The 22,649-nt window shown below is 60.1% G+C and carries 22 protein-coding genes; 6 read left to right on the forward strand and 16 right to left on the reverse strand.

What is annotated here, in order from left to right; genetic code table 11:
* Nucleotides 1-62 precede the first annotated feature (62 nt).
* From RY831_RS22335 to RY831_RS22360, 6 genes are all read right to left on the reverse strand, one after another.
* Nucleotides 63-575 carry an ATP-binding protein gene (locus tag RY831_RS22335; RefSeq protein WP_326508588.1) on the reverse strand — a complete coding sequence of 171 codons (513 nt, stop codon included), beginning with the start codon at nt 573-575 and terminating at the stop codon, nt 63-65.
* A gap of 7 nt (nt 576-582) precedes the next feature.
* Nucleotides 583-1,740 carry a nucleotidyltransferase family protein gene (locus RY831_RS22340; protein ID WP_326508629.1) on the reverse strand — a complete coding sequence of 386 codons (1,158 nt, stop codon included), beginning with the start codon at nt 1,738-1,740 and terminating at the stop codon, nt 583-585.
* Between the two features lie 19 nt (nt 1,741-1,759).
* A complete protein-coding gene (locus RY831_RS22345) occupies nt 1,760-2,098 on the reverse strand; it encodes an STAS domain-containing protein (RefSeq protein ID WP_326508589.1) in 339 nt (112 codons plus the stop codon).
* Between the two features lie 96 nt (nt 2,099-2,194).
* The gene (locus tag RY831_RS22350) at nt 2,195-3,133 is read right to left on the reverse strand and encodes a hypothetical protein (RefSeq protein ID WP_326508590.1); all 939 of its coding nucleotides are present in this window, start codon (nt 3,131-3,133) and stop codon (nt 2,195-2,197) included.
* Nucleotides 3,134-3,180: 47 nt separating this feature from the next.
* Complete coding sequence (locus tag RY831_RS22355) at nt 3,181-4,911, reverse strand: SpoIIE family protein phosphatase (protein ID WP_326508591.1); 1,731 nt, start codon at nt 4,909-4,911, stop codon at nt 3,181-3,183.
* 94 nt (nt 4,912-5,005) lie between these two features.
* Nucleotides 5,006-6,157 (reverse strand): PP2C family protein-serine/threonine phosphatase, encoded by a 1,152-nt coding sequence (locus tag RY831_RS22360; RefSeq protein ID WP_326508592.1) that lies wholly within the window; start codon nt 6,155-6,157, stop codon nt 5,006-5,008.
* A 544-nt stretch (nt 6,158-6,701) separates the two neighbouring features.
* Between RY831_RS22360 and RY831_RS22365 the strand changes: the two genes are divergently transcribed.
* Entirely contained in the window at nt 6,702-8,072 is a 1,371-nt protein-coding gene (locus tag RY831_RS22365; protein WP_326508593.1) for an 8-oxoguanine deaminase, read from the forward strand.
* A 416-nt stretch (nt 8,073-8,488) separates the two neighbouring features.
* Here RY831_RS22365 and RY831_RS22370 read toward each other — a convergent pair whose 3' ends face one another.
* A complete protein-coding gene (locus RY831_RS22370; protein WP_326508594.1) occupies nt 8,489-9,163 on the reverse strand; it encodes a hypothetical protein in 675 nt (224 codons plus the stop codon).
* A 630-nt stretch (nt 9,164-9,793) separates the two neighbouring features.
* Complete coding sequence (locus tag RY831_RS22375) at nt 9,794-10,741, reverse strand: oxygenase MpaB family protein (protein WP_326508595.1); 948 nt, start codon at nt 10,739-10,741, stop codon at nt 9,794-9,796.
* 146 nt (nt 10,742-10,887) lie between these two features.
* Here RY831_RS22375 and RY831_RS22380 point away from each other — a divergent pair, with 146 nt between their 5' ends.
* On the forward strand, nt 10,888-11,457 hold the full coding sequence (locus RY831_RS22380; protein WP_326508596.1) for an SRPBCC family protein: 570 nt from the start codon (nt 10,888-10,890) through the stop codon (nt 11,455-11,457).
* A gap of 44 nt (nt 11,458-11,501) precedes the next feature.
* Here the strand turns inward: RY831_RS22380 and RY831_RS22385 are convergent, their stop codons facing one another.
* Nucleotides 11,502-12,473 (reverse strand): LysR family transcriptional regulator, encoded by a 972-nt coding sequence (locus RY831_RS22385; protein WP_326508597.1) that lies wholly within the window; start codon nt 12,471-12,473, stop codon nt 11,502-11,504.
* Nucleotides 12,474-12,676: 203 nt separating this feature from the next.
* Here RY831_RS22385 and RY831_RS22390 point away from each other — a divergent pair, with 203 nt between their 5' ends.
* A complete protein-coding gene (locus tag RY831_RS22390) occupies nt 12,677-13,078 on the forward strand; it encodes a RidA family protein (RefSeq protein WP_326508598.1) in 402 nt (133 codons plus the stop codon).
* Nucleotides 13,079-13,176: 98 nt separating this feature from the next.
* On the opposite strand, the gene RY831_RS33540 is transcribed toward RY831_RS22390, so the two are convergent.
* Nucleotides 13,177-13,407, reverse strand: coding sequence for an ATP-binding protein (locus RY831_RS33540; protein WP_496196645.1), 231 nt, complete (start codon nt 13,405-13,407; stop codon nt 13,177-13,179).
* Between the two features lie 29 nt (nt 13,408-13,436).
* On the reverse strand, nt 13,437-13,661 hold the full coding sequence (locus tag RY831_RS22395; RefSeq protein WP_326508599.1) for a hypothetical protein: 225 nt from the start codon (nt 13,659-13,661) through the stop codon (nt 13,437-13,439).
* 50 nt (nt 13,662-13,711) lie between these two features.
* Here RY831_RS22395 and RY831_RS22400 point away from each other — a divergent pair, with 50 nt between their 5' ends.
* Nucleotides 13,712-14,164 (forward strand): ferritin-like domain-containing protein, encoded by a 453-nt coding sequence (locus RY831_RS22400; RefSeq protein WP_326508600.1) that lies wholly within the window; start codon nt 13,712-13,714, stop codon nt 14,162-14,164.
* Between the two features lie 175 nt (nt 14,165-14,339).
* Here the strand turns inward: RY831_RS22400 and RY831_RS22405 are convergent, their stop codons facing one another.
* Entirely contained in the window at nt 14,340-14,849 is a 510-nt protein-coding gene (locus tag RY831_RS22405; protein WP_326508601.1) for an MSMEG_1061 family FMN-dependent PPOX-type flavoprotein, read from the reverse strand.
* 203 nt (nt 14,850-15,052) lie between these two features.
* Nucleotides 15,053-15,877, reverse strand: coding sequence for an ABC transporter substrate-binding protein (locus RY831_RS22410; protein ID WP_437126315.1), 825 nt, complete (start codon nt 15,875-15,877; stop codon nt 15,053-15,055).
* Between the two features lie 282 nt (nt 15,878-16,159).
* On the opposite strand from RY831_RS22410, the gene RY831_RS22415 reads away from it, so the two are divergent.
* Both RY831_RS22415 and hmpA read left to right on the forward strand, forming a co-directional pair.
* The gene (locus RY831_RS22415) at nt 16,160-17,278 is read left to right on the forward strand and encodes a substrate-binding domain-containing protein (RefSeq protein WP_326508602.1); all 1,119 of its coding nucleotides are present in this window, start codon (nt 16,160-16,162) and stop codon (nt 17,276-17,278) included.
* A gap of 279 nt (nt 17,279-17,557) precedes the next feature.
* Nucleotides 17,558-18,754: an NO-inducible flavohemoprotein gene (gene hmpA / locus RY831_RS22420; RefSeq protein WP_326508603.1), complete on the forward strand. Its 1,197-nt coding sequence runs from the start codon at nt 17,558-17,560 to the stop codon at nt 18,752-18,754.
* A gap of 14 nt (nt 18,755-18,768) precedes the next feature.
* Here hmpA and pyk read toward each other — a convergent pair whose 3' ends face one another.
* The 3 genes from pyk to glxR all read right to left on the reverse strand — a co-directional run bounded on the left by pyk (nt 18,769) and on the right by glxR (nt 22,536).
* Nucleotides 18,769-20,199: a pyruvate kinase gene (gene pyk, locus RY831_RS22425; protein WP_326508604.1), complete on the reverse strand. Its 1,431-nt coding sequence runs from the start codon at nt 20,197-20,199 to the stop codon at nt 18,769-18,771.
* 105 nt (nt 20,200-20,304) lie between these two features.
* A complete protein-coding gene (locus RY831_RS22430) occupies nt 20,305-21,573 on the reverse strand; it encodes a glycerate kinase type-2 family protein (protein WP_326508605.1) in 1,269 nt (422 codons plus the stop codon).
* Between the two features lie 48 nt (nt 21,574-21,621).
* The gene (gene glxR / locus RY831_RS22435) at nt 21,622-22,536 is read right to left on the reverse strand and encodes a 2-hydroxy-3-oxopropionate reductase (RefSeq protein WP_326508631.1); all 915 of its coding nucleotides are present in this window, start codon (nt 22,534-22,536) and stop codon (nt 21,622-21,624) included.
* Between the last annotated feature and the right edge of the window lie 113 nt (nt 22,537-22,649).

Genomic DNA, 22,649 nt, shown 5'->3' on the forward strand with positions numbered 1-22,649 from the left:
CTGCCTATCTTGATGAATCGGTAACGATGCTGTTGCGCTCGCACTTCCTGTAAAGGACATTGTTAAGGATCGGACTCCTTATCCATCGCGCTTGTTCCGAACCGCTTGGCCATGGTCAGGCGATTCACGCCGTCGACGGACTGGTACTGGACGGCGTCGAACGACAGCCTGACCAGTGCAAGCCCCATTCCATGCTCGGGCAGCGCGGCTAGGTCATCGGGGTCGAATTCGAAAGGCGCCGCGCTGTCGCGGTCCAGGTTTTCCTGCGGGATCGGCTTGCCGGTGTCGAACAGTTCCACTATGGCGGCGTCCTGAGACTGCTCGAAACGCAGCTGCATCGCCGCCGGGTGCATGCCCGCATAGCCATGCGAGACCACGTTGGTCAGCGCTTCGACGATGCCGAGTTCGATGGCGTCGCGCGCTTCCGGCGGAATGCCGTCGGCCATGAAGGCGCGCAGCGATTCGGCAATGGACCGCACCTCCTCCAGCCGGGCAGGCACGCTGAACTCGACCTTGCGGATCATGCGGGAAGGCATGCCAGTGTCCGCAGGCGCGGTCGTCGCAGGCATCGTCATCGCTCGCTCATTGCGCAGGCTCGCTCTGCTGCACGATTTCACGCAGCATGTCGTGCGCGGGATCATCGATCAGCGCCTTGCGCGCATCGTCGAGCAGCCAGCCGATATCGGCGTCCGCGATGTCGACCACCTCGCCGTAGGGATCGATCAGCTTGCCGGCAAAAACAATGCGCTCGCTCAGCGATGCCACCGATGCCACGCGCGTATAGTCGCCGATGATGCTCGCCCTGACTTGCGCGCCGGCTTCGATCACGCAGTTGGACCCGATCACGGCTGGCCCTTCGATCACTGCGCCGTCGCCGATGGAGGTGCCGCTGCCGATATACACCGGACCGCTGATCTGGACTTTCGACCAGTCGACGCGGATGCCGAGCCCGGCGCGCACGCCTGGCCGGATTTCGACGCCGGGCAGGCGGTAGCCGCGCACCTCGCCGCTCAACGCAAGCCGGGTCGCATGCCAGAAGTCCGTGACGGAACCGATATCGACCCACTGGAAAGGTTGGGCCACCGCATAGACCGGAGCGCCCTTCGCGATCAGTGCCGGAAACAGCTGGCCGCCGATATCGTATTCCTGTCCGGAAGGTATATGGTCGAATACCGAAGGCTCGAAAATGTAGATGCCGGTGTTGGCATTGGTCGACAGGGCCTGCTCGGCTTTCGGTTTTTCCTGGAAGCTCTTCACGCGGCCGTCGTCGTCGGTCACCACCACGCCGTACTTGCTGACCTCTTCCAGCGGCACCGCCTTGGTCACGATGGTGGCCGCCGCTCCGCGGCTGCGATGGAATTCCAGGACCGCGCCCAGGTCGACATCAATCAGCGCGTCGCCGCACAGGACGGCAAAGGTGCTGTCGAAGAAGCCGCAGAAATCCTGTATCTTGCGCATGCCGCCGGCCGAGCCGACCGGGCGGTCGACGAACTGGCCGTTCTCCAGCTGGCCTTCATAGGAATAGGCGATCTGCACGCCCAGCCTCTCGCCGTCGCGAAAGTAGTTTTCGATGGCCGAGGACAGGTAGCTGGTATTGATGAATATCTGGTCGAAGCCGTGCTGCGCGAGGTGCTCGATGATGGACTCCATCACCGGCTTGCGTATCAGCGGAATCATGGGCTTGGGCATCACGTTGGTGAGCGGCCGTACGCGCGTGCCTTTTCCGGCGGCCAATATCATTGCCTTCACGCCGGCCTCCTCAGCTCAGCTTGTCGACGGCGTCGGACGGCGTTTCCGCGATGAGGAACACCTTGTCCATCCGGGTCAGCTTGAACAGGCTGAGCACGGCGCCCTTCACGTTGCACACCGCCAGCAGGCCGCGCGTGCCCAGCGCCTTTAGTACCGAGACGATGGCACCGAGGCCGCTCGAATCCATGAACTGCACCAGTTCCAGATCGAGGACGATGGCTTTCTCGCCGGATTCCACCACCTTGAGCACCGCTTCCTTGAACGACAGGGCGACCGAAGCATCGATGCGCTTGAGCTGCGGCTTGATGATGGCGATGTCACGTTCCCTGCTGACTTCAATCAATTCCATGCTTTCTCCATTTTATTTTTTGAGGTGCGGCATTCAAGGAATCCTTTCCCGATTGACCATGTCATCGACAAGAAGTTTGCCTGCTCATCCTGCCGCCTACCAGCTCGCCGACCAGGAAACCGAAATGCTTCCGCGCCGGAAACCGCCCTGCCCGGGCGTCTCGCGCCCCGGATAGCGGTTTCCGGCGTAATTGTTGTACTGGATGGTAACAGTACCGGGCAGCCAATCAAAATAACCGAAGCCGTAGGTAAAGTCCGGATCCCAGGGTTGCTGCTGCGCACGGTCCGGGTAATGGAAGACGGTGGCATTCGCGTACAGGTTGTTCGGCAGGCTGTAACGGCAGCCTAGCGACAGCGTGCGCTTGTTCTTCTTCAGCGACTGGGTAGCGAGATCGGTATAGCGCTGCGTCAGGTTGGCATTGACGCTGCAGTTGACCTGGTGATCGTCCGCGGCCTTGAACAGCGGATCGAGAAATTGCGGCATCACGAACTTGTAGCCCAGCGACCAGACACCCTGCCGGAAACGGCTGACCGTTTCCGCGCCTTCCGGACGCAGGCGGTTACCCGAGTAATTGCCATAGACCAGGCTGAAGGTATTCGGATGCCAGTCGTCGTAGCCGAAGGAATAGGTGAAGTCCGGATTCCACGGCCGCTGGCGGTCGCCCATCAGATAACGGTAGAAGGTAGCGCTGCCGAACCAGTAACTCACTGGGTTGTATCTCAGCTCCGCCTGCAGCGTCGGCGAGACCGCCGGCGAACCTTGCGTGCCGGCGCCGAGATCGCCGCCGGCGCTGGTCCGGAGCGGATAATCGAAGCCCAGCCGCAGCCGCAGCGGGCGCGCCCCGGCATCGGCTTCGGCGGTGTCGACCGCCAATGCAGAGGGTGCGATAGCGGTCGGTACCTCTCTGGACGCGCTTGCGGAGTGCGTATCCGGCGCGGGCAACGCAGGCCGGTTCCAGTCCGAAGCCTGCGCCGGAAACGCGGTTGCGAACAGCGGGGCTGCCGCGGCTGCAAGCGATACGGCGCCTGCCAGCAAACTCTGTCTGCCGACCTGACTGCTGCCTTGACTGCGCCACCGGACCTTCAATTCGGCAACCTTTGTTCGGTGCCGCGTTTCGGATCGGTCCCGAATTCCATGCTCAGGAAGGTGATGTCGTCCTTGTAGCCCTCGTCTCCGCCGCGCCAGATGGTCAGCGCCTGGTTAATCGCCTCCTTGACTTCCTGCAGCGGCCGGTCGCGCGTCTGCGACAGCACGCGCTCCATGCGCTCCTGGCCGAACACTTCGTCGTCGCCGTTCTCGCAATCCGGGACGCCGTCCGAATACAGGTAGAGACGCGTACCCGGCGCCAGGCGCAGCAAATGGGATTCATAGTCGGCCTGGTCCAGGATGCCGATAGGCAAACCGCCACTGCCTACCGCTTCGACGCCGGGCGAACCCGGTCTGCATAGAAGCGCCGGGGGATGCCCTGCCTGTACCAGGGCGACCTCGCCGGATTCGCGGTCGAGGATGCCGAACACCATGGTCAGGTACAGGCCGGATTCGGTCATCGAGGTAAAGCGCGAATTGAAATCCCGGACCACCATCGGCGCAACCTGCCCGATATCTCCCTGCTTCGCTTGCAGCAACTGCAGCATGTCCTGGCGGCCGGACACCATTTGCCGCTGGGCATAGAAGGCCAGCAGCGACGCCGACAGGCCGTGCCCGGATACATCGATAACGTAAAAGCAGAGATAGCGGTTCCCCAGCGGGAAGAAGTCAAAGATGTCTCCCCCGAGAAAGCTCGATGCCCGGAACAACCAGTCGAAACGGACGCTGTCGATGCATTTCGGCGCAGGCAGGAAGCGCTGCTGCATTTCCCTCGCAATCGCCATTTCCTCGCTCAGCTTTGCATAGGCACGCGACAATTCAAGATTGCGCTTTTCAAGGTCTTCATGCAGTTCAGCCCGGGCCTGTTCCAGCCTTTTCTGTTCAGAGACATCATGGCCGATGGCGACAATGACCTGCAGGCCATTCTGCGTCAGCCTCTGCATTCTCAGTTCCAGGTGGCGTTCTTCACCGGCGGGGCCGACGCGCCGCTGTTCCAGCAATGCCCTGTCGCGCTGCCCGGTGCGGAAGGTATCGACCAGCCGCTCCTTTTCCTGGCGCCCTTCCATCTGCACGAGATCGGCCAGCTTGCGGCCGGCGAGGCTGGTGTCGGCGCAGTCGTGCGCAGCGCAGGCGGCGGCGTTGGCATAGATACACTCGGTCGAGCGCCCGTCCACGAGAAGCACCTCGTCGTCGAGCTGATTGAGCACCTGGCCCAGCAAGGCGAGACGCGCTTCCCGCTTTCTTGCCTTGAGGAGCGCGGACAGGACGGTGGAGAGTTGCTTGAGGGATTCAAGCTGCCAGTCGTTGAGCCGGGCCGGACGATCCGACAGCACGCAGAGCGTGCCGAGCTTGTAGCCCTCTTCGCTGGTCAGAGGCATGCCGGCATAGACCCGGATCGACAATTCCCCGGTGACGAAGGGGTTGTCGCTGAAGCGTTCATCCTCCGACGCATCCGGCACGTGGAAGACTTCGTCATGCAGGATGGCGTGTCCGCAGAAGCTGATGTCGCGCGGCGTTTCCCTGAGATTCTTCAAGCCATGCGCGGCCTTGAACCATTGCCGGTCTTTGGCGACCAGCGTGATCAGCGCATAGGGAACGCTGCATATCTTCGCGGCGAGCGAAGCGATTTCATCAAAGACGGCTTCGAACGGCGTATCCAGGAGGAGGTAACTGTCGAGATTCTCCACGCGCTGTGCATCATCGGAAGGTATGGGAGCGGCGATCATGAGTGCTAGAAGGGTTATTTTCCACTTTGGCCGCATTGGCGGGCCAAGGTTCTGCAAGCTCGCCGCATTGCCGCCTGCGGTTTGAGTGCATGGATCACGGCTTGAACTCGATCGCCAGGAAGGTGACGTCGTCGGCAAAATTGTCTATGCCGCCCTGCCAATGGCGCAATGCATGGTGCAAGCGCTCTCCGACATCCTTGAGCGGCAAGTTGCGGCCGAACTCCAGCACCTGTTGCAGGCGGCCGGCGCCGTAGCATTCTTCATGCATGTTCTGGCAATCCGTGATGCCGTCGGAATACAGATAGAGCCGCGCGCCCGGCTCCAGCCGCAGCAGATGGCTTTCATACTGCGTATCGCTGACAAATCCGATCGGCAAGCCGCCATCACCGATGGGCACGGGTGGTCCTTCCTTCGGCATAAGCATGGCCGGAGGATGTCCTGCCTGCACCAGCGCCACGTCGCCTGTTTCCTGGTCCAGGATGCCGTACACCATGGTGAGGTAGAGGCTGGTTTCGCGCATCTGCATGAAACGGTTGTTGAAATCCGTTACCATTGCCGCCGCCGCCGGGCCGATGCCGCCATGTTGCCCGATCATGGCTGCGGCCTGGCGGTCGGATGCGCGAATCTGGTGCTGCGCATTGAAAGCCAGCATTGCGGCCGATACGCCGTGTCCCGACACATCGACCACGTAGAAGCACAGGTGGCGGCTGTCGATCGGGAAATAATCGAAGCAGTCGCCGCTGACGTAGCTTGATGCCTGGAACAGCCAGTCGAAATGCGCCGGTCCGATATGGCCCGGTTCCGGCAGCAGGCCGAGCAGCATTCTCCTCGCCATGTTGAGCTCGCGGCTCAGCTGCGTATAGGCCGCATCCCGCTGCAGATGATGCACATAAGCCGCCGAGTGATAGCGTAGCCGCGCCAGCATTTCCGCCTGTGCGGGCAGCTTGATCAGGTAGTCGTTGGCACCGTCGGCGAAGGCCTGCGCTTTCACCTCCGCATCTTCCTTGGTGGAAAGCACGACGATGGGAATATCGCGCGTGCGCGGATGCTCGCGAAACCGGCGCACAAGCTCAAACCCGTCGGTATTGGGCATGACGAGGTCCTGCAGGATCACGGTGGGCAGCCACTGCAATGCGGCAGCCATTGCGCGGTCGGCGTGCTGGACTGCAAGGAATTCGATATCCTCCTGAGTCTTGATCAATTGCTGGACGGCATAGGCCACGATGGCTTGATCGTCTATGAGCAAGACCCGCACACGCAGACCGGTGCCAGGGAATGCGAGCCCCTGATCGGCATGAACGGAGGATGGGGGCGCAATGTCTTGGAAAGAACTGTCTGTCGAAGTATTTATTGAGAGCATATTTTTCGTTGCGACTACAGCATTTATCAACGAACGATACAAGAAAATGCTGAGTCGTGCGAATTAAATCGAATGGTTCGATAAGAATTGCGCGAGACGTGCTTGAGGGGAATTTGCAGGTTCAAGCCGAATGGAAACTGTGCTTCCTGCAGCTGGCAGGAAAACGAACACCATGCATCTTTCCTCACCGCCCACGCCCGCATTTTATTAAAACGTTGTCAATCCTTCCTCAAGTGAAAGAGTGCTGAACCATTCGCCGAGACAAGGTACTCATATTCCGCAAGACATGGCCGTTATATCGTTTTGCATAATTTATCTATCATTCAACATGGATAGGAATTTCCTGCATATCGGTTAGCATGCCGACTGCCGCACCGGGAATGCAGGCGTCCGCTGCGCACAAACGCTTCCAACTATCGAAGGCCAGATCATGAGCCAAACCCTCCTTGTCAAACATGCCCGCGTCCTCGTCACGATGGACGATACCCGGCGCGAGATCGCCGACGGCGCAGTCTTCGTGCGCGGCAACGTGATCGAACAGGTCGGCAGCACCGAAAGCCTGCCGCAGGAGGCGGACGAGGTGATCGACGCCGGCGGTTGCGTCGTACTTCCCGGCCTCGTGAATACTCATCACCACATGTACCAGAGCCTGACGCGCGTCATTCCCGGCGCACAGAACGGCGAGCTGTTCAACTGGCTGCAGAACCTGTATCCGATCTGGGCCAATCTCACGCCGGAAATGGTGGAAGTCTCGACGCTGACCGCCATGACGGAACTGATGCTGTCCGGCTGCACCACCACCAGCGATCACTTGTACATCTATCCGAGCGGATGCAGGCTGGACCACAGCATCGAGGCGGCTCAGCGCATCGGCATGCGCTTCCATGCCGCGCGCGGCTCGATGAGCGTGGGCCAGAGCAAGGGCGGCCTGCCTCCCGACCGCGTTGTGGAAGAGGAAGCCGATATCCTCAAGGATACGCAGCGCCTGATCGAGACATGGCATGACCCGGCCCGCCATGCGATGCGGCGCATCGTGGTGGCGCCCTGCTCGCCGTTCTCGGTGTCGCGCGACCTGATGCGGGAGTCAGCGGCAATGGCGCGCCATTATGGCGTTTCGCTGCACACGCATCTTGCAGAGAGCCGGACCGACATCGATTACAGCCGGGAGAAATTCAACATGACGCCGGCCCAGTATGCGGAGGATTGCGGCTGGGTGGGGCACGATGTATGGCATGCGCACTGCGTACAACTCGACGACGACGGTATTGCGCTGTTTGCGCGCAGCGGGACTGGCGTGGCGCACTGCCCCTGCTCCAACATGCGGCTGGCGTCGGGCATTGCGCCAGTGCGCAAGATGCGCGACGCAGGCGTGCCGGTCGGCCTTGGCGTCGACGGCTCGGCCTCCAATGATTCGGGCCATCTCCTGGGCGAGGTGCGCCAGGCGATGCTGCTGCAGCGGGTGGGCTTCGGACCGGACGCCATGACCGCGCGCGAGGCACTTGAAATTGCGACGCTGGGCGGCGCCAAGGTATTGAACCGGGACGATATCGGCGCGCTGAAACCCGGCATGTCGGCCGATATCGTGATGTTCAGCCTCGACCAGATCGGATTTGCCGGCGCACTGCATGATCCGGTCGCGGCGCTGGTCTTTTCGACGCCGTCGAATGTATGGTGCAGCATCATCAACGGCCGCGTGGTCGTGCGCGACGGCCGCTGCACGACAGTGGAAACCGGTCCGCTGATTGAGCGGCATCAGCGGCTTGCGCTGCAGCTTGCAGAAGCGGCACGCAGCACGACCTGAATTCATTGATATTTGGCGTCGCCGAATTTCGCCGGCTTCGTCTTTCATTGCTCAAAACCGGCTGGCAACCAGTGTCGTGCGGTACAGATTAATCTGCTTGTTCCGTCCAGTTCGTTCAAGTGATTTCATGTCAGCGAGCACATCGCTGCTGGACCGAAGATTAGAAAACGGCCACGAAAACCATTCACTATCGGATTGACCGGTAGTTTCTCATCGCAATTGCATTTTAAGATTGCGAATGTAAATTCGATTCCCGTCTATCTGTTTTTTATGCGACGGACGCGAGTTGCTTTTACCAATCCGGATTTATCAAGATCACAGTGACCTACCTCCTGCGGGTTTTTGTCGATAAGTCCTCGGCAGAGAGATACTGCACGTCATGGACCGCACGTCATCGCTTGTCGATGCGGGCTGATTCAATCAGTTTTCCAATTGCGTATTTCTCCCTTGGTAATCATATTCGGGTCGCCACCTTTCTGGTTGACCTCGTCAAGGTGAGACAACAGCACGATTGCTGCATGAGCCCGCTCCGGATCAATGTCAGTGTACGCCGCAGGGTTATTAGCCCAACCTCTTACCCATTCCATAGACCTCTGTGAATCATCTGGACTGTCATCTCCGAAGACATCCAATAGGATTTTTTTTGCCTCACTTTCCGACATGGTTTTGGCAGCATCAGTCCAGTATCCTTTCTTCGACTTATCACTTCCGTGCAATTTTGCGGAGTCCTGAATCGCGTCATTGCAATCCACTACACCAACAAAGCCATCATAGGATTTTACCCCTTTGGTGCCGGCATCCAGTCTATTAAAAAGACTGTAGTCGTCAGCGGCAAGCTTCGCGAAAGCCGCTTTTTGCTTCTCGTTGAGCGAAACGTCTTTCCCGCCAATATTCACCGTTCCCGTTGCGACGCCTTCAGTGAGCTGGTCCTTCGAAATAAATCCGTCCGACGAATTATCTTTGATAAATTTCCTAAGTTCCAGGGTGGCTTGGTAGTCAGTCGCAACGTATCTACCATCAGTCTTACGCATATCTGACTCATTGAATACGCTCGGGTCGAAATTGCGACGGCTGTTGGGAGGGATCGCCATACTGTAGTCCTTTCGCAGAAATGAAATGAATAATAAATCTCAGCAACTTTAAATTTTTTGATAAAGCTATGTCGAGCCAGACCAACTGAACCCGGCTAATCATCGTGAATGCGATGAAACACGATTTACTTCAATTCAACGCTTACAAAACTTTTTCCTTAACAGTCCTATGAAAGTCATGCGGGGTCTCGACTACAATTGCCATGTATGTATTGCAAAAATATTCAGTTATTTTATGTGGTTACCAGACTTGGGAAGTTCCACAATCATGTGCGATTGTCGCCTTCGATTTGATTCAAATGGGTTTTAGCCATCCAAGGGCCCTCCGAGAGGTAATTAAGCCGGCTCCGCTCTGTATCACAGGCCAGTTGTTGCATAGCGGATAATGGCAATTCTTGCCTTGGTTCCGCCGAGAGTTCTCATGACTTGAATAGCCTACAGCTTCGCAAGGCTGCGAGAGATCAGAACGCACCTAGAGCGGTTTCGCCCTGACCTGCTTGCCGACCCCAGGCGGATTGCTTCTGGTACCGCGTTGTGCGGGGCCGCCGAGCCCGCCATGTCGCCTCGCCACGCCTTGTCCCAGAAACAATCCGCCTCGACCTCGCCTAAGCCGGTCAGGGCGAAGCCGTTCTAGCCGGCGCTCCTGTAGAGATAACCATCCGGCAGGCCAATACGCCGGCACGCCTGAACCGCGGGTGACGAGGTCAGCAGGACCCGGTCGGAGAGCGCACCCAGCCGGGCGACAACGCCGCGCTGCCACGGCCGCAGGCTCCAGTGCTGCGAGAGCCCGAGCCGCGCGCGAAGAGCCGGCGGCACGAGTTCGACCGCCGCCCTGACCAGCATGGGCTGGAGCCGATACAGCGGGGATGGCAATACCGGAACGTTTTCTATGATGTCCAGGAATTCGAACAGGATGCTTGAGGGTTCCAGCGCGCCGCCCATCTGGTCGAGCAAGGCAGCCATTTCAGGCCGGGAGCCGATCGTGCATCTTGCCCCGTACAGGCCAGCGGCAGCCTGGCCCTCGGTATAAAAACGGCTGAAGTCTTCCGGCGCAAGCCGGCGCACATAGGCGTGATAGGCTTCGATGAAGCCGAAGCTTGCAGTTGCGTACACCCAGGAAAGCAGCGCAGGGTCATCGGCACGATAAGCCCTGCCGTCCGGCGTGATCCCGCTGATACTCGCATGCATGCGCCCGACATGGCGAATCATTTCCTCGGCCGCGCTGCGGGCGCCATACACTGTCACCATGGCGGCAAAGCCGGTACGCTGCATGCGCCGCAGCGGCGCAGAACGAAAGTTCGTATGGCCCCATACCCCGCTGCGCACCTTGGGCTCGGCAAGTTCGAGCAGCACGGCAGCGATGCCGCCGAGGAACAACGCAACTGGATTCTTGAAAATTCTCCATGAAATCGAGTCCGCTGGAACCAGTGCCGCTTCACCGGGCGGATGCGCGAAGTCCACCGAAAAAGCATTTCCCTCGCTGATGAATTGCGATGCCGCCTTCTCAAGCCTGCGCTGGAGAAGGCGCGGAAGAATAATCAAGGTGCCTGATGTGCCTGATGTGTCTGGTGCTTTCATGCAAGCCTTGCCGTCACGTTTTCTATCGAATGCCCGATCGCCCGGCTTGGGCGAAAGGGCAACTTGTCGATCGATTTCCACTCTGATGTCCGATGAACCGCGGAACGGTCAGGCGTTCCATTTCCCGCAATGAAAGGACATCAGGCATGGCAACGATTCAACATTCTATCGACGTGGACGTTCCCGCTCAAACACTCTTCAACCATCTCACCCGGTTCGAGGATTACGGGCAATTCATGGACAACGTTGAACACGTGGAGCGGATCGATGACACGCATCTGCGCTGGACCACAACCATGGCAAACCGCGCCGTGGAATGGGATTCGGCGGTAACCACGGACGACAGGCAGCGCCGCATCGCCTGGCAGGACACCAATGGCATCAGCAACTCCGGCAGGCTTGAGGTGCAGGCAATCAGCGAAGAGGCGTCAAGAGTGATCTTCAGTCTGGAAATAGAGTCGGGACAGTTCCCGGGCGCAATGGCAGGCGACACTGACGCGGAAACGTCGCAGCACCTGACCCGAAGCCTGGCCAAGCTGAAAAGTTTCGCGGAGGGCCAAGGTTCGGATTCAGGCGCATCGTGCGGCATGCTTCGGCCCGGCAACTTCGCGACGGCTGCCTCGACCAGCGGCTCGCCTACTGAAGTTCTCGAGGATGAACCCAACGAGAGCGGCCCTTCGGCAAACTTCGGAACAAGGATTGGAACAAGGACTTGAATCGCTGCCCCCGGGACTGCGAAGCCGAGTAAGGGAAGGCGGCTTCAGACCTTGACGGCGCTGGCACCATCCGGGGCATGCGGCTTGTGCCGGCCAGCGGCGGGCGCCTGTACAGGCGCATGTTCGGCCAGCAGTTCGGCGACCCAGTCGATGAACACTCGCAGCTTGATGCCGACATGCCGATTCGGCGCAAATGCCACGTAGAGCGGCATCGGGTCGAGACGCCAGTCCTCGAACAGCGGAATCAGTTCGCCGCGCGCCAGGTGCGGCCTGGCCATGTAGTCGGGCAGCCAGAGAACCCCCATGCCGGCCAGGCCGGCCTCGAGATAAGCGTTGCCGTCATCCACCGCCAGCACATAATTGCCATGCACGTTGAGGCTCTTGCCGTCCCGGTGCATGGCGTAGGGAAAGGCCCTGCCGATGCGCGACCATAGAAATCCCACGATGCGGTGATGCGTATTCTCCAGTTCTTCCGGATGGGAAGGCGTGCCGGCACGTTCGAGGTAACGGGGAGCGGCATAGACCCGCAGCTGCAGTTCGCCGACGCGCCTGGCCATCAGGGACTGATCGGTGAGTTCGCCGCCGCGCACCACGCAATCGACGTTCTCGCCGATCAGGTCGATGTTGCGATCGCTTACCCCCATGTCGAGCTGAATGTCGGGATATTTCGCGTGAAACGCAGGCAGGGCCGGCACCAGGATCATGCGCGCGAGCGGACTGGGCACGTCAACGCGCAGTCGACCTGACGGCAACGCCGACGCATTGGGCAGGTTCGTTTCGGCCTCGTGCAGATCGGCCAGTAACCGCAGGACCCGCTCGTAAAAGACCGCGCCATCGGCAGTGACGCTGATCCTGCGCGTGGTGCGGTTGAGCAGCTTGACACGCAAGCGGGCTTCGAGCTGCTGCACCAGCTGCGTCACACTGGTCCTGCTCATGTGCAGGGTCTGGGCCGCCTTGGTGAAGCTGCCGGCTTCCACCACCCGGGCAAATGCCTGCATTGCATCGAAACGGTCCATTTCCGGCCTGCCTATGGGTTGAATAAGTTGAATGGGTTGAATTGTTTGGATTATACAAATAGTGATGGCTGGATCCGCTGGTTTATCAATGCCGCCTGACGGGATAGAGTTGACTTCAACGTATACCAATGCTGAGTCATGTCATGGAATGGCTTGGGATTGGTATTAACCCGGGCCGTACAGGCCCTTTATGGAGAAGATCAATGACAAATCCAAGACGCGATGTAGTTTTTCCGCCTGGCCGACAGGCGCTGTACGAACGCAATCGTTATTCGCCTGCAATCCGGTCCAACGGTTTTCTATTTGTTTCCGGCCAGGTCGGCAGCCGCGCCGATGGCTCGCCGGAACCCGACCTGGAGGCGCAGGTCAGGCTCGCATTCGACAATCTCAATGCAATCCTGGCTGCCGCCGGATGCACGTTCGACGACGTGGTCGACGTGACTGTATTCATGGTCAATCCCGAATCCAGCTTCGAGAAGGTTTGGAAGGTCGTACCCGATTATTGGGGCGGCGCGCCGCATCCGACGCTGACCGCCGTCGGCGTGACGTGGCTTTATGGCTTCCAGTTCGAAATCAAGGTCATTGCAAAGCTTCCGGAGCAGTGACCACCGTGGACCCGCATCCGGGTCCGCCACGCCGCGAGGAACCGCGCACCATCGCGATGCCGTCGGCGGCAGCTCCAGGCACGCACAATCTTCCACCCTCACGGTTCGAGATGGCGAGCGTGCCGCCGAGTGCCGTACAGGGCTGCTGTGCAATCGCCAGGCCGAGACCGCTGCCTCCGGTTTCGATAGCGCGAACTTTCCAATCGATAGAAGGGTTGCGGCACGGCAGCCTGTTTTTGCTCGGGGATGCCGGGCCCGCAATCGCGCACCGCGATCGATATTCGTTCTCCAGCTGCAGAAAGCTCGATTCCGGCGCTTCCTGCAAACATGCCTACCGCAACCAGTACTGGCCGGCCTCCTATGTGATCAATCGCAAGGGCGCATCCAGCATCAGCACGTCGGCAAAGGCGGATATGAGGAAATGGAAGGTGCGTTCAAGACCCTGCTGCAACGAAGCGGAGACAAGCCGGGCGGCTAGCAGGCGGCAAGCGTCTTGCCGACGTTCAAGCATGAAAACATTGCGCAAATCGTGGATGGCGAACTTTTCAGTTGGCAAAGCGTCATTGTGGTGCCATGCACGCATTCTGCCTGCATGAACGTTGCCTTACCTGAAGTTAATTAAAAGGAGCCATCATGGACAAGAGCGAAGTCATTTCCACATTGAATGATCTGATCGAGACCTGCAAGGATGGCGAAGAAGGTTTTCGCACTTGCGCGGAGGATATCTCGAGCACGGAGCTGAAGTCCTACTTCACCGACCGTGCGCATCGCTGCGCGACGGCCGCCGCCGAATTGCAGGATATCGTCGAGGAGTACGGCGGTTCTCCCGAGACTTCTTCCAGCGTCAGCGGCACCTTGCACCGCCGCTGGGTTGATATCAAGTCGGCAGTGACCGGCAAGGACGACGAGTCCATCCTGAATGAATGCGAACGCGGCGAGGATGTCGCAAAGCGCAGCTATGAGGACGCGCTGGCGAAGGACCTGCCGGTGGAAGTCCGCTCCGTGGTGGAGCGGCAATACCAGGGCGTGATGCAGAACCACGACCAGGTGAAAGGCATGCGCAACCAGGTGCGCGCCCATCGCTGATCCTCAGGCACGCAGGCACCACCAGACCCTGTGAAAGGTCCGCGCCACTTCGGCGCGGACCTTTTTTGCTTCACCCGTTTTCGGCGCATCTTGCGGGTTCGTTCGCTTCGCATCGTAAGGTGGAACGGCTCCGGACGCGACCCGAAGCATAAGCATATGCACCGGCCAGTGACGGTCAGGGATCGGAAGTCCAAAGCCCGGATTTCTCCAATGCTCGCGCGCACTGGAGAAAAGCTTCTTCCACATGCACCACGATCACCGAAGAGACTAAACCGGGTTTGGCAGGAAACCGGGCCAGGAAATCAGGATTGACGCTGACGTGAGCACGCCCGCACACCCTAAGCATCGTCGAGATGCCGGGGACCAGAAAAATCAGCGCGACACGCGGGTCGGCCACGATATTCCTGAGGCTGTCGTTGCGCCCGTGAGAGCCGCGTTCCGGAATCAGCAAGGTCTTTTCATCAATCACATCGACGAACCCGCCGGCATCGCCCTTCGCGGAAGCATCCAGGCCATCGGGCCCGATTGTGGAAAGCACCACGAACGGCGCTTTCTCGATGAACTGATGAAATTCTGGTTTGATATGCGGGGCTTCCTGGCGCGAAGTCCTGTTCGGCGGACCATACAGGCGCTCCAGGTTGTCCAGGCTGGATATGCGAAATTCGTCGTTCAATGCGTCGTTCATAGCGTTTTTCCCGCCGCCTTACCTTGGAGGCATGACCTGCCAGCAGATGTCCGTGCTTTCGCCGACCGGCGAAACGGCACACTGGTAACAGTAACAGGCTCTTTCACTTGATACTCCCATATCCGCATTCGGCACGATCTCCACGGAGACCGCATCACCGACGAGGCTCGTATGGCGCTTAATATCGGACACCTGCTCGGCACCTACTTGGCGCTCTTCGCGGACGGGAAAAACAGCTGCTGACCATCCACCTTGAAGTCGGCGATCTTCCGTTGCCCCTCGTCGGAAGTAATCCATTGGATGAGCTGCATCGCACCCTTATGATTGATGTCCTTGTACTTGGCGGGATTCACCGCGATGATGCCGTAGGGATTGAACATTTTCTGATCGCCCTCGACCGCAACCACCAGTCCGGTCTTGGCCCGATAGGCGCCATAGGTCGCGCGATCGGTCAGGGTATAGGCTTGCATTTCCGCGGCCATGTTCAAGACTTCACCCATGCCCAGTCCTGCTGAAACATAGGCACTCCCCTGCGGCTTGGTGTCGGCCTCTTTCCAGTAGGCTTTTTCCATCTGGTCGGTGCCCGAGTTGTCGCCGCGGGAAATGAACTTCGCCTTGCTGCTGACGATTTTCTTCATCGCCGCGATAACGTCCTTGCTGCCGGCAATGCCGGCGGGATCGCCGGTTGGTCCGACGATGATGAAGTCGTTGTACATCACGTCACGCCGATTGATGCCATGCCCCTCGGCGACAAACTTGTCTTCCGCCGCGCGCGCATGCACGAGGGTCACGTCGACGTCGCCGTTCTTTGCCAGTTCGAGCGCCTTGCCGGTGCCAACCGAAATGACATTCACCTTGTTGTTGGTCTTGGCTTCAAATGCAGGCAGCAGAAATTTCAGCAATCCGGAGTTGTCGGTACTGGTCGTGGTCGACAGCTTGATGACTTGCTGTGCCATCGCCGGCAAGGCGGCGGCGGAACATCCGAAAGCGAGGGCCAGGGCGGCAACGCGCATTTTCCAGTTCAACATTGAAGATCTCCAGATGGATTTTTCGAAGCCGGTCTTCGATCCTTGGTTGTCCTGCGCCGGCATTGCTTGCCATGGTAAACACCTGCGGCTAGCAATCCAATATGAACGGGTATTCCTATGTTTGAATTCCGGATTATCTTGATTTAACCGGGATGTTTTTGAATGACCATGAGTGCCGTCGGCTGCCAAACCGGAAAAAAGCCGGCGCCAAGCAGGCATCGCCAGATTGTTGATATGCTACAGAATTCCTGGACATGCAACTTCCTATGAAGTGATTTGCATATGTTTAATATCAAAGTCGGCTATACCTTTTCCGATTCACCCATCAACAAGCCGCATCTGGAACATCCTTTGTTCGAACTGCTGGCCGCAATCCACAGCACCGGCTCGGTGGCGCAAGCTGCCGAATGTCTGGATCTGTCGTACCGGCATGTCTGGGGAAGCTTGAAAAAATGGGAAGAAGCCCTGGGATCTGAGCTCATTCTCTGGGAACGCGGCAAGCGGGCGCGGCTGTCCGGCTTTGGTGAAAAGTTGCTGTATGCAGAGCAGCGCGCAAAAACACGGGTGCTGCCTCAGCTTGAAAACCTGATTTCCGAAATGGAGCGCGAGTTTGCGTTCGCATTCGATCCCACCACGCACGTGGTGCCGATGTACGCCAGCCATGACATGGCGCTGCCGCGCCTGAAAGAGTACATGGCGCAGGAAGCCAGGTTGCACCTCGACCTCAAGTTCCGCGGCAGCATGGATTGCATTGCGGCGCTAACGCGCGGCGAATGCCTGCTGGCGGGGTTCCATGTCAGCGAGGACCGTGCGAAAGGAACGCTGACCCAGAAAACCTTCAAGAAGCTGCTCAAGCCCGGAAAACACAAGCTGATCAATTTCGTCGGGCGCCAGCAAGGATTGATCGTGCGGTCGGGCAATCCCAAGAACATCCGGAACCTGCGTGATCTCAAGCGGCCCGAGCTTCGCTTCGTCAACCGGGAACCCGGGTCCGGCACACGCTTGGAAATCGAACAGTTGCTGGCGACTGAAAACATCGCCGCCGCGAGCATCAACGGCTTTGACAGCGCCGAGCCGACGCATTTGTCGGTAGCGGCCGCCGTTGCATCCGGGCAGGCGGATGTCGGCTTCGGCATCCAGGCCGCCGCAGCCAAGTCCGGGCTTGGATTCATTCCCCTGATACGGGAGCAGTATTATTTCGTTTGCCTGAAGGAGTCGCTGGACGAAGCGGCCATCGTGAAACTCAGGGAACTCCTCAGAAGCAAGGAGTGGCGGCTCCTGATCAACGACCTGCCAGGCTACGATACCCAACTTGCGGGCGATGTCGTCTCGTTGCGCAAGGCGATGCCATGGTACTCATTCAAGACGGAAAAGCAGCCCGCGATGGTCAGTCCAGAGTGACCGGGTCAAGACCGCAAAGTCGGGCGTGAACTTGGCTAACATCGCAAGCAAGCTGCCGAGCGCTTGCGGATATTGCAGCTGAGTAGAAACTCAAAGATGCATTATTTATGCATCTTTGATAGAATCGCCGCAACGGCAGCAAAACATCAGCAAAACAGCAGTACAGGCAGGCAGCGCAGTCTCATTGGCCGGCGGTCTTGCGTTAATCGAGGACAGGCGTGCAGCGCCTTCTTTTTCGTTCATAAACATACATTTATTTAACATCTTTAAGGGAAGATCATGATCTCAGCCGAAGCACGCCCATATATCGATGCCAGCGTACCTGTCCTGCGCGAACATGGCACGACGATCACCCGCACCTTCTACAGCAGCATGTTTGCCGCCCATCCCGAACTGACCAATCTGTTCAACATGGGTAACCAGGCCAGTGGCGCGCAGCAGAATTCCCTGGCGGCCGCGGTCTTCGCCTATGCCGCCAACATCGGCAATCCAGGCGCGCTCGGTCCTGTCGTCAGCCGCATCGTTCACAAGCACGTGTCGGTCGGCATTCGTGCGGAACACTATCCCATCGTCGGACGCCACCTGCTCGGAGCCATCCAGAAAACCCTCGGCGATGCCGCCACTTCCCCGCTGCTGTCGGCATGGGATGAAGCGTACAACGCGCTTGCCAGGCTGCTGATCGAAACGGAAAGATCCTTGTATACCGAGGCCGGCGTGGCGCCCGGCCAGCTTCGCGACATGCGGGTGATCGAGGTCGTCAGGGAATCGGACGATGTAAAGTCTTATCTTCTGCAACCTGTGGACGGCAAGCCTGCGCCGCAATTCAAGCCGGGCCAGTATGTCAGCGTGCGCGCCGATCTCGGCGGCGGCCGGCAGCAGTTGCGGCAGTACAGCCTTTCCGATGCACCCTCGTCCGAACGTCTGCGCATTTCGGTCAAGCGGGAAGGCGGCGATGCGGCCACTCCGGCCGGCGAAGTCTCGAACTGGATACACCACAACATCGAGCGCAACAGCTTGCTGGCGATTTCGCACCCGTTCGGCGACTTCACGCCGGAGTCCGATTCCGACAAGCCGATTGTCCTGCTGTCGGCTGGAGTGGGCATTACGCCGATGATTTCCGTACTCAACCGGGTTGCCCAGGTGCGCACTTCAAGGCGTGTGGTGTTCGCTCACGCGGCGCGCAGCGAAGCGCTGCATGCGCATCGTGCGGACATCGCGGCCGCGCAACGACGCATGCCGAATCTGGCGGTGGCAAGCTTCTATGAATCGTTGGATGGCGAAGCCGAAGGAATCCATAAAGGCATGATGGATGTCGCGAAGCTGCCGGCATGGCCGCGCGAAGACACGGATGTCTACCTTTGCGGTCCGATCGGCTTCATGCAGGCGCAGTGGAAGGCCCTGATCGAAGCAGGCGTGCCGGCGAACCGGCTGCACCGCGAAGTCTTCGGACCGGAATTGCTGGATCACCTGCTGTAGCGAATGTGCAGGCGCTATATCGCCTGCTCCCAGACCTCCGCAATGCGCAGCAGGTTGGTGGTTCCGGATTCCGCAAACGGCATTCCGGCCGCGATTGCCACCAGGTCGCCGGGACGCGCGAACTGCTCGCGCAGGGCGGTCTTGCATGCCGCCGCCACCATTTCCTCGACGCTGCGCACATCCGGACTCACCGTCGTATGCACGCCCCAGGCCAGTGCCAGCTTGCGCGCCGTCGACAGGTGCGGCGTGATACTCAGGATCGGCGCCGCGGGACGTTCGCGCGCCGCCCTCAGGCTGGTGTGTCCGGATGTCGTGTAGGTGATGGTGACCTGCGCGCCGATGATCTGCGTGACGCTGCGCAGCGCTGAGCAGATCGCATCGCCGCGCGTCGGCAGCGGTTCTCCGCGATGCGCGTCGATCACGCTGCGGTATTGCGGGTCGCGTTCGACTTCGGTGATGATGCGGTCCATCATCGCCACCGCCTGCACCGGGAAGGCACCGCTCGCCGATTCGGCCGACAGCATCACCGCATCGGCGCCGTCGTAGATCGCGGTGGCCACATCGGAGGCTTCCGCGCGGGTCGGTACCGGCGCCGAAATCATGGATTCCAGCATCTGCGTGGCGATTACCACCGGCTTGCCCTGCCTGCTGCAGCTGCGCAGGATGCGCTTCTGCACGCCGGGCACTCGCTCCGGCGGCAATTCCACGCCGAGGTCGCCGCGCGCCACCATCACCGCATCGGAGGCCTTGACGATGTCTTCCAGGCGGTCGAGGGCGGCCGGCTTTTCCAGCTTGGCAAGCAAGCCGGCGCGGCCCTGTATCAGCTCCCGCGCCTGCACCAAGTCTTCAGGGCGCTGCACGAACGACAGGGCGATCCAGTCAACGCCAAGCGCGAGCGCGAATTCGAGGTCGCGCTTGTCCTTGTCGGTGAGCGCGGGGATCGGCAGCACCACGTCCGGCACGTTGACGCCCTTGCGGTCAGATAGCACGCCGCCGGTAACAACCTTCGTGAAGATGGCTTCGCCGTTACTATCGATGACCTGCAGTTTCAGCTTGCCGTCGTCGAGCAGCAGCGACTGTCCGGCAGCAATGACTTCGAACAGTTCCGGATGCGGCAGGCATACCCTTTGCCGGCTTCCCGGCGCGGGATTGCGATCCAGCCGGAACTCATCGCCGTCCGCCAGCGTTACCCGTCCTTCCGCGAACTGGCCGATGCGCAGCTTCGGACCCTGCAGATCGGCCAGAATGGCGATCGGCCTGCCCACGGTGCGTTCCACTTCACGCACTATGTCATAGCGCATGCGATGGTCTTCATGCGTGCCGTGGCTGAAATTGAAGCGGAATACATCCGCACCTGCCTCGAACAGCGCCTGTATCGCTTCCTTGCCGGAACTGGCCGGGCCGAGAGTGGCGACGATTTTTGCCTTGCGTTGACGTCGGGTCATGTCACTTCCAAACGGGTAAAAGAGGGCCTGCTTCCGGTGAAAACCGGAAGTGGCAGGGTCACAAAGAAAAGGTCCGGCGCCGGCCGGACCGGCTGCAGCTTGACGTCAGACGATCAGGACTGCCCTGAAATCATTGACATTGGTGCGCGTCGGCCCGGTGACGACGAGGTCGCCCAGCGCCTCGAAGAATCCGTAGCCGTCGTTGTTGTCCAGCATGGCGCGGGCACGCTTGCCGAGCTGTTCGGCGCGCGCCACCGAATCGGGTTGATAGATCGCGCCGGCATTGTCTTCCGAGCCGTCGATGCCGTCGGTATCGCAGGCGATCGCATGCACGCCGGGCAGGCCGTTGAGGGCGGCGGCAAAGCTGAGCAGGAATTCCGCGTTGCGCCCTCCCCGCCCCTTGCCGCGCACCGTCACCGTGGTTTCGCCGCCGGAGATGATGACGCAGGGTTTATGGAACGGCTGGCCGCGCAGCGCCACCTGCCTGGCCAGCGCCGCATGCACCATGCCGACGTCGCGCGCTTCGCCTTCCATGTCGTCCGACAGGATGTAGGGCGTGATGCCTGCGGCACGCGCCACGTCGGCAGCCGCCTCCAGCGCCTGCTGCGCGGTGGCGATGACATGATGGCTGTTGCGCGCGAAACGCGGATCGTCGGGCTTGGGCGTCTCGCCGGCGCCCGAAGTCAAGGTCTGCAGCATGTTGTCCGGCACCTCGATCGCATACTTGCGCAGGATGGCTAGCGCCTGCTCGCACGTCGTGGGATCTGGCAGCGTCGGTCCGCTGGCGATCACGCCGGGATCGTCGCCGGGCACGTCCGAGATCAGCAGCGTGACCACCCGCGCCGGTGCGCAGGCCAATGCCAGCCGTCCGCCCTTGATCGCCGAGAAATGCTTGCGCACGCAATTCATTTCGGAAATGTTGGCGCCGCTTTTAAGCAGCGCCTTGTTGACCGCCTGTTTCTGCTCCAGCGTGATGCCCTCGCCCGGCAGCGCCAGCAAGGCCGAACCGCCGCCGGAGATCAGGCACAGCACCAGGTCGTTCTCGCTCAGGCCCCGCACCAGTTCCATGATGCGGCCGGCGGCGCGGCGTCCCGCTTCGTCGGGCACCGGGTGCGCCGCTTCCACCACTTCGATTTTCTTGCAGTCGGCGCCATGGCCGTAGCGGGTGACGACCAGCCCGCCGATCTCGCCCTGCCAGTGATCCTCGACCGCCTTGGCCATCGCCGCCGCGCCCTTGCCGGCACCGATCACCAGCGTCCTGCCGTTCGGCGAGGGTTTGGGCAGGAAGGCGGGCAGGCATTTGTCGGCACTCACCGCGCCGACGGCGGCGGCATACATGTCGAGCAGGAGTTGGCGGGCATTGACGTCTGGCATGTTGGGGGCTTTCAGGAAATGGACAAGGCGAGCTTTATTGTACGCATTTCAGCCCTTGGCGATTTCATGATTCGACATCAGCTCGATGGCGCGGCACAGCGCGGAATGGTCGAGGCCGCTCATGCCGTTGGCGGCGCAGGCATTCATCAGTTCCTGCGCAGCGGCGGTATTGGGCAGCGACACGCCCAGCGCCTTGGCGCCCTGCAGCGCGAGGTTCAGGTCCTTCTGGTGCAGTTCGATGCGGAAGCCGGGATTGAAGGTGCGCTTGACCATGCGCTCGCCGTGCACTTCGAGAATGCGAGAGGAGGCGAAGCCGCCCATCAGCGCCTGGCGCACGCGCGCCGGGTCGGCGCCTGCCTTGGAAGCGAACAGCAGTGCCTCGGCGACGGCCTGGATGTTGAGCGCGACGATGATCTGGTTGGCCACCTTGGTAGTCTGGCCGTCGCCGTTGCCGCCGACCAGCGTGATGTTCTTGCCCATCAGTTCGAACAGCGGCTTGACATCGTTGAACGCGCTTTCCGAGCCGCCGACCATGATGGTCAGCGAAGCAGCCTTGGCGCCGACTTCGCCGCCGGAAACCGGCGCATCGAGGTATTCGCAGCCGAGCTCGTTGATGCGCTTGGCGAACTGCTTGGTGGCGATCGGCGAGATGGAGCTCATGTCGACCACGATCTTGCCCTTTTCCAGGCCGGCGGCGACGCCATTCTCGCCGAACAGCACCGCTTCCACGTGCGGCGTGTCGGGCACCATGACGATGACGATGTCGGCGCGCTTGGCGACTTCTGCGCCGGACGTGCAGACGGTGGCGCCGCCCTCGATCAGCTGATAAGGCGGGTTTTTCTGGTCGTGCAGGTAGAGCTTGTGCCCGCCCGCCTGCAGATGTCCCGCCATGGGCGCGCCCATGATGCCGAGTCCGATGAAACCGATTTTTGCCATGTTGTTCTCCGTTGATTTGTATTGGATTTAGAGCGCGGCGCGCTCTGTGGTGTTTGGAGTGCTCTCTGATTATTTGGAGTAGCGTCTGAAATTGCGTGCACGCGGCTTCACTCCCTTCTCCCGCCTGCGGGAGAAGGGTG

Source organism: Noviherbaspirillum album (genome assembly GCF_035916955.1).
Taxonomy (GTDB): Bacteria; Pseudomonadota; Gammaproteobacteria; order Burkholderiales; family Burkholderiaceae_D; genus Noviherbaspirillum; species Noviherbaspirillum album.

What these genes read in the sequence shown, in the direction of transcription:
- RY831_RS22365 (WP_326508593.1), top strand. Translation starts at nt 6,702, where the DNA reads ATGAGCCAAACCCTCCTTGTCAAACATGCCCGCGTCCTCGTCACGATG.
- RY831_RS22415 (WP_326508602.1), top strand. Translation starts at nt 16,160, where the DNA reads ATGTTTAATATCAAAGTCGGCTATACCTTTTCCGATTCACCCATCAAC.
- RY831_RS22355 (WP_326508591.1), bottom strand. Translation starts at nt 4,911, where the DNA reads ATGATCGCCGCTCCCATACCTTCCGATGATGCACAGCGCGTGGAGAAT.
- RY831_RS22380 (WP_326508596.1), top strand. Translation starts at nt 10,888, where the DNA reads ATGGCAACGATTCAACATTCTATCGACGTGGACGTTCCCGCTCAAACA.
- pyk (WP_326508604.1), bottom strand. Translation starts at nt 20,199, where the DNA reads ATGACCCGACGTCAACGCAAGGCAAAAATCGTCGCCACTCTCGGCCCG.
- RY831_RS22400 (WP_326508600.1), top strand. Translation starts at nt 13,712, where the DNA reads ATGGACAAGAGCGAAGTCATTTCCACATTGAATGATCTGATCGAGACC.
- RY831_RS22335 (WP_326508588.1), bottom strand. Translation starts at nt 575, where the DNA reads ATGACGATGCCTGCGACGACCGCGCCTGCGGACACTGGCATGCCTTCC.
- RY831_RS22405 (WP_326508601.1), bottom strand. Translation starts at nt 14,849, where the DNA reads ATGAACGACGCATTGAACGACGAATTTCGCATATCCAGCCTGGACAAC.
- hmpA (WP_326508603.1), top strand. Translation starts at nt 17,558, where the DNA reads ATGATCTCAGCCGAAGCACGCCCATATATCGATGCCAGCGTACCTGTC.
- RY831_RS22345 (WP_326508589.1), bottom strand. Translation starts at nt 2,098, where the DNA reads ATGGAATTGATTGAAGTCAGCAGGGAACGTGACATCGCCATCATCAAG.
- RY831_RS22375 (WP_326508595.1), bottom strand. Translation starts at nt 10,741, where the DNA reads ATGAAAGCACCAGACACATCAGGCACATCAGGCACCTTGATTATTCTT.
- RY831_RS22410 (WP_437126315.1), bottom strand. Translation starts at nt 15,877, where the DNA reads ATGTTGAACTGGAAAATGCGCGTTGCCGCCCTGGCCCTCGCTTTCGGA.
- RY831_RS22390 (WP_326508598.1), top strand. Translation starts at nt 12,677, where the DNA reads ATGACAAATCCAAGACGCGATGTAGTTTTTCCGCCTGGCCGACAGGCG.
- RY831_RS22385 (WP_326508597.1), bottom strand. Translation starts at nt 12,473, where the DNA reads ATGGACCGTTTCGATGCAATGCAGGCATTTGCCCGGGTGGTGGAAGCC.
- RY831_RS22430 (WP_326508605.1), bottom strand. Translation starts at nt 21,573, where the DNA reads ATGCCAGACGTCAATGCCCGCCAACTCCTGCTCGACATGTATGCCGCC.
- RY831_RS33540 (WP_496196645.1), bottom strand. Translation starts at nt 13,407, where the DNA reads ATGTTTGCAGGAAGCGCCGGAATCGAGCTTTCTGCAGCTGGAGAACGA.
- RY831_RS22370 (WP_326508594.1), bottom strand. Translation starts at nt 9,163, where the DNA reads ATGGCGATCCCTCCCAACAGCCGTCGCAATTTCGACCCGAGCGTATTC.
- RY831_RS22395 (WP_326508599.1), bottom strand. Translation starts at nt 13,661, where the DNA reads ATGCGTGCATGGCACCACAATGACGCTTTGCCAACTGAAAAGTTCGCC.
- RY831_RS22340 (WP_326508629.1), bottom strand. Translation starts at nt 1,740, where the DNA reads ATGATATTGGCCGCCGGAAAAGGCACGCGCGTACGGCCGCTCACCAAC.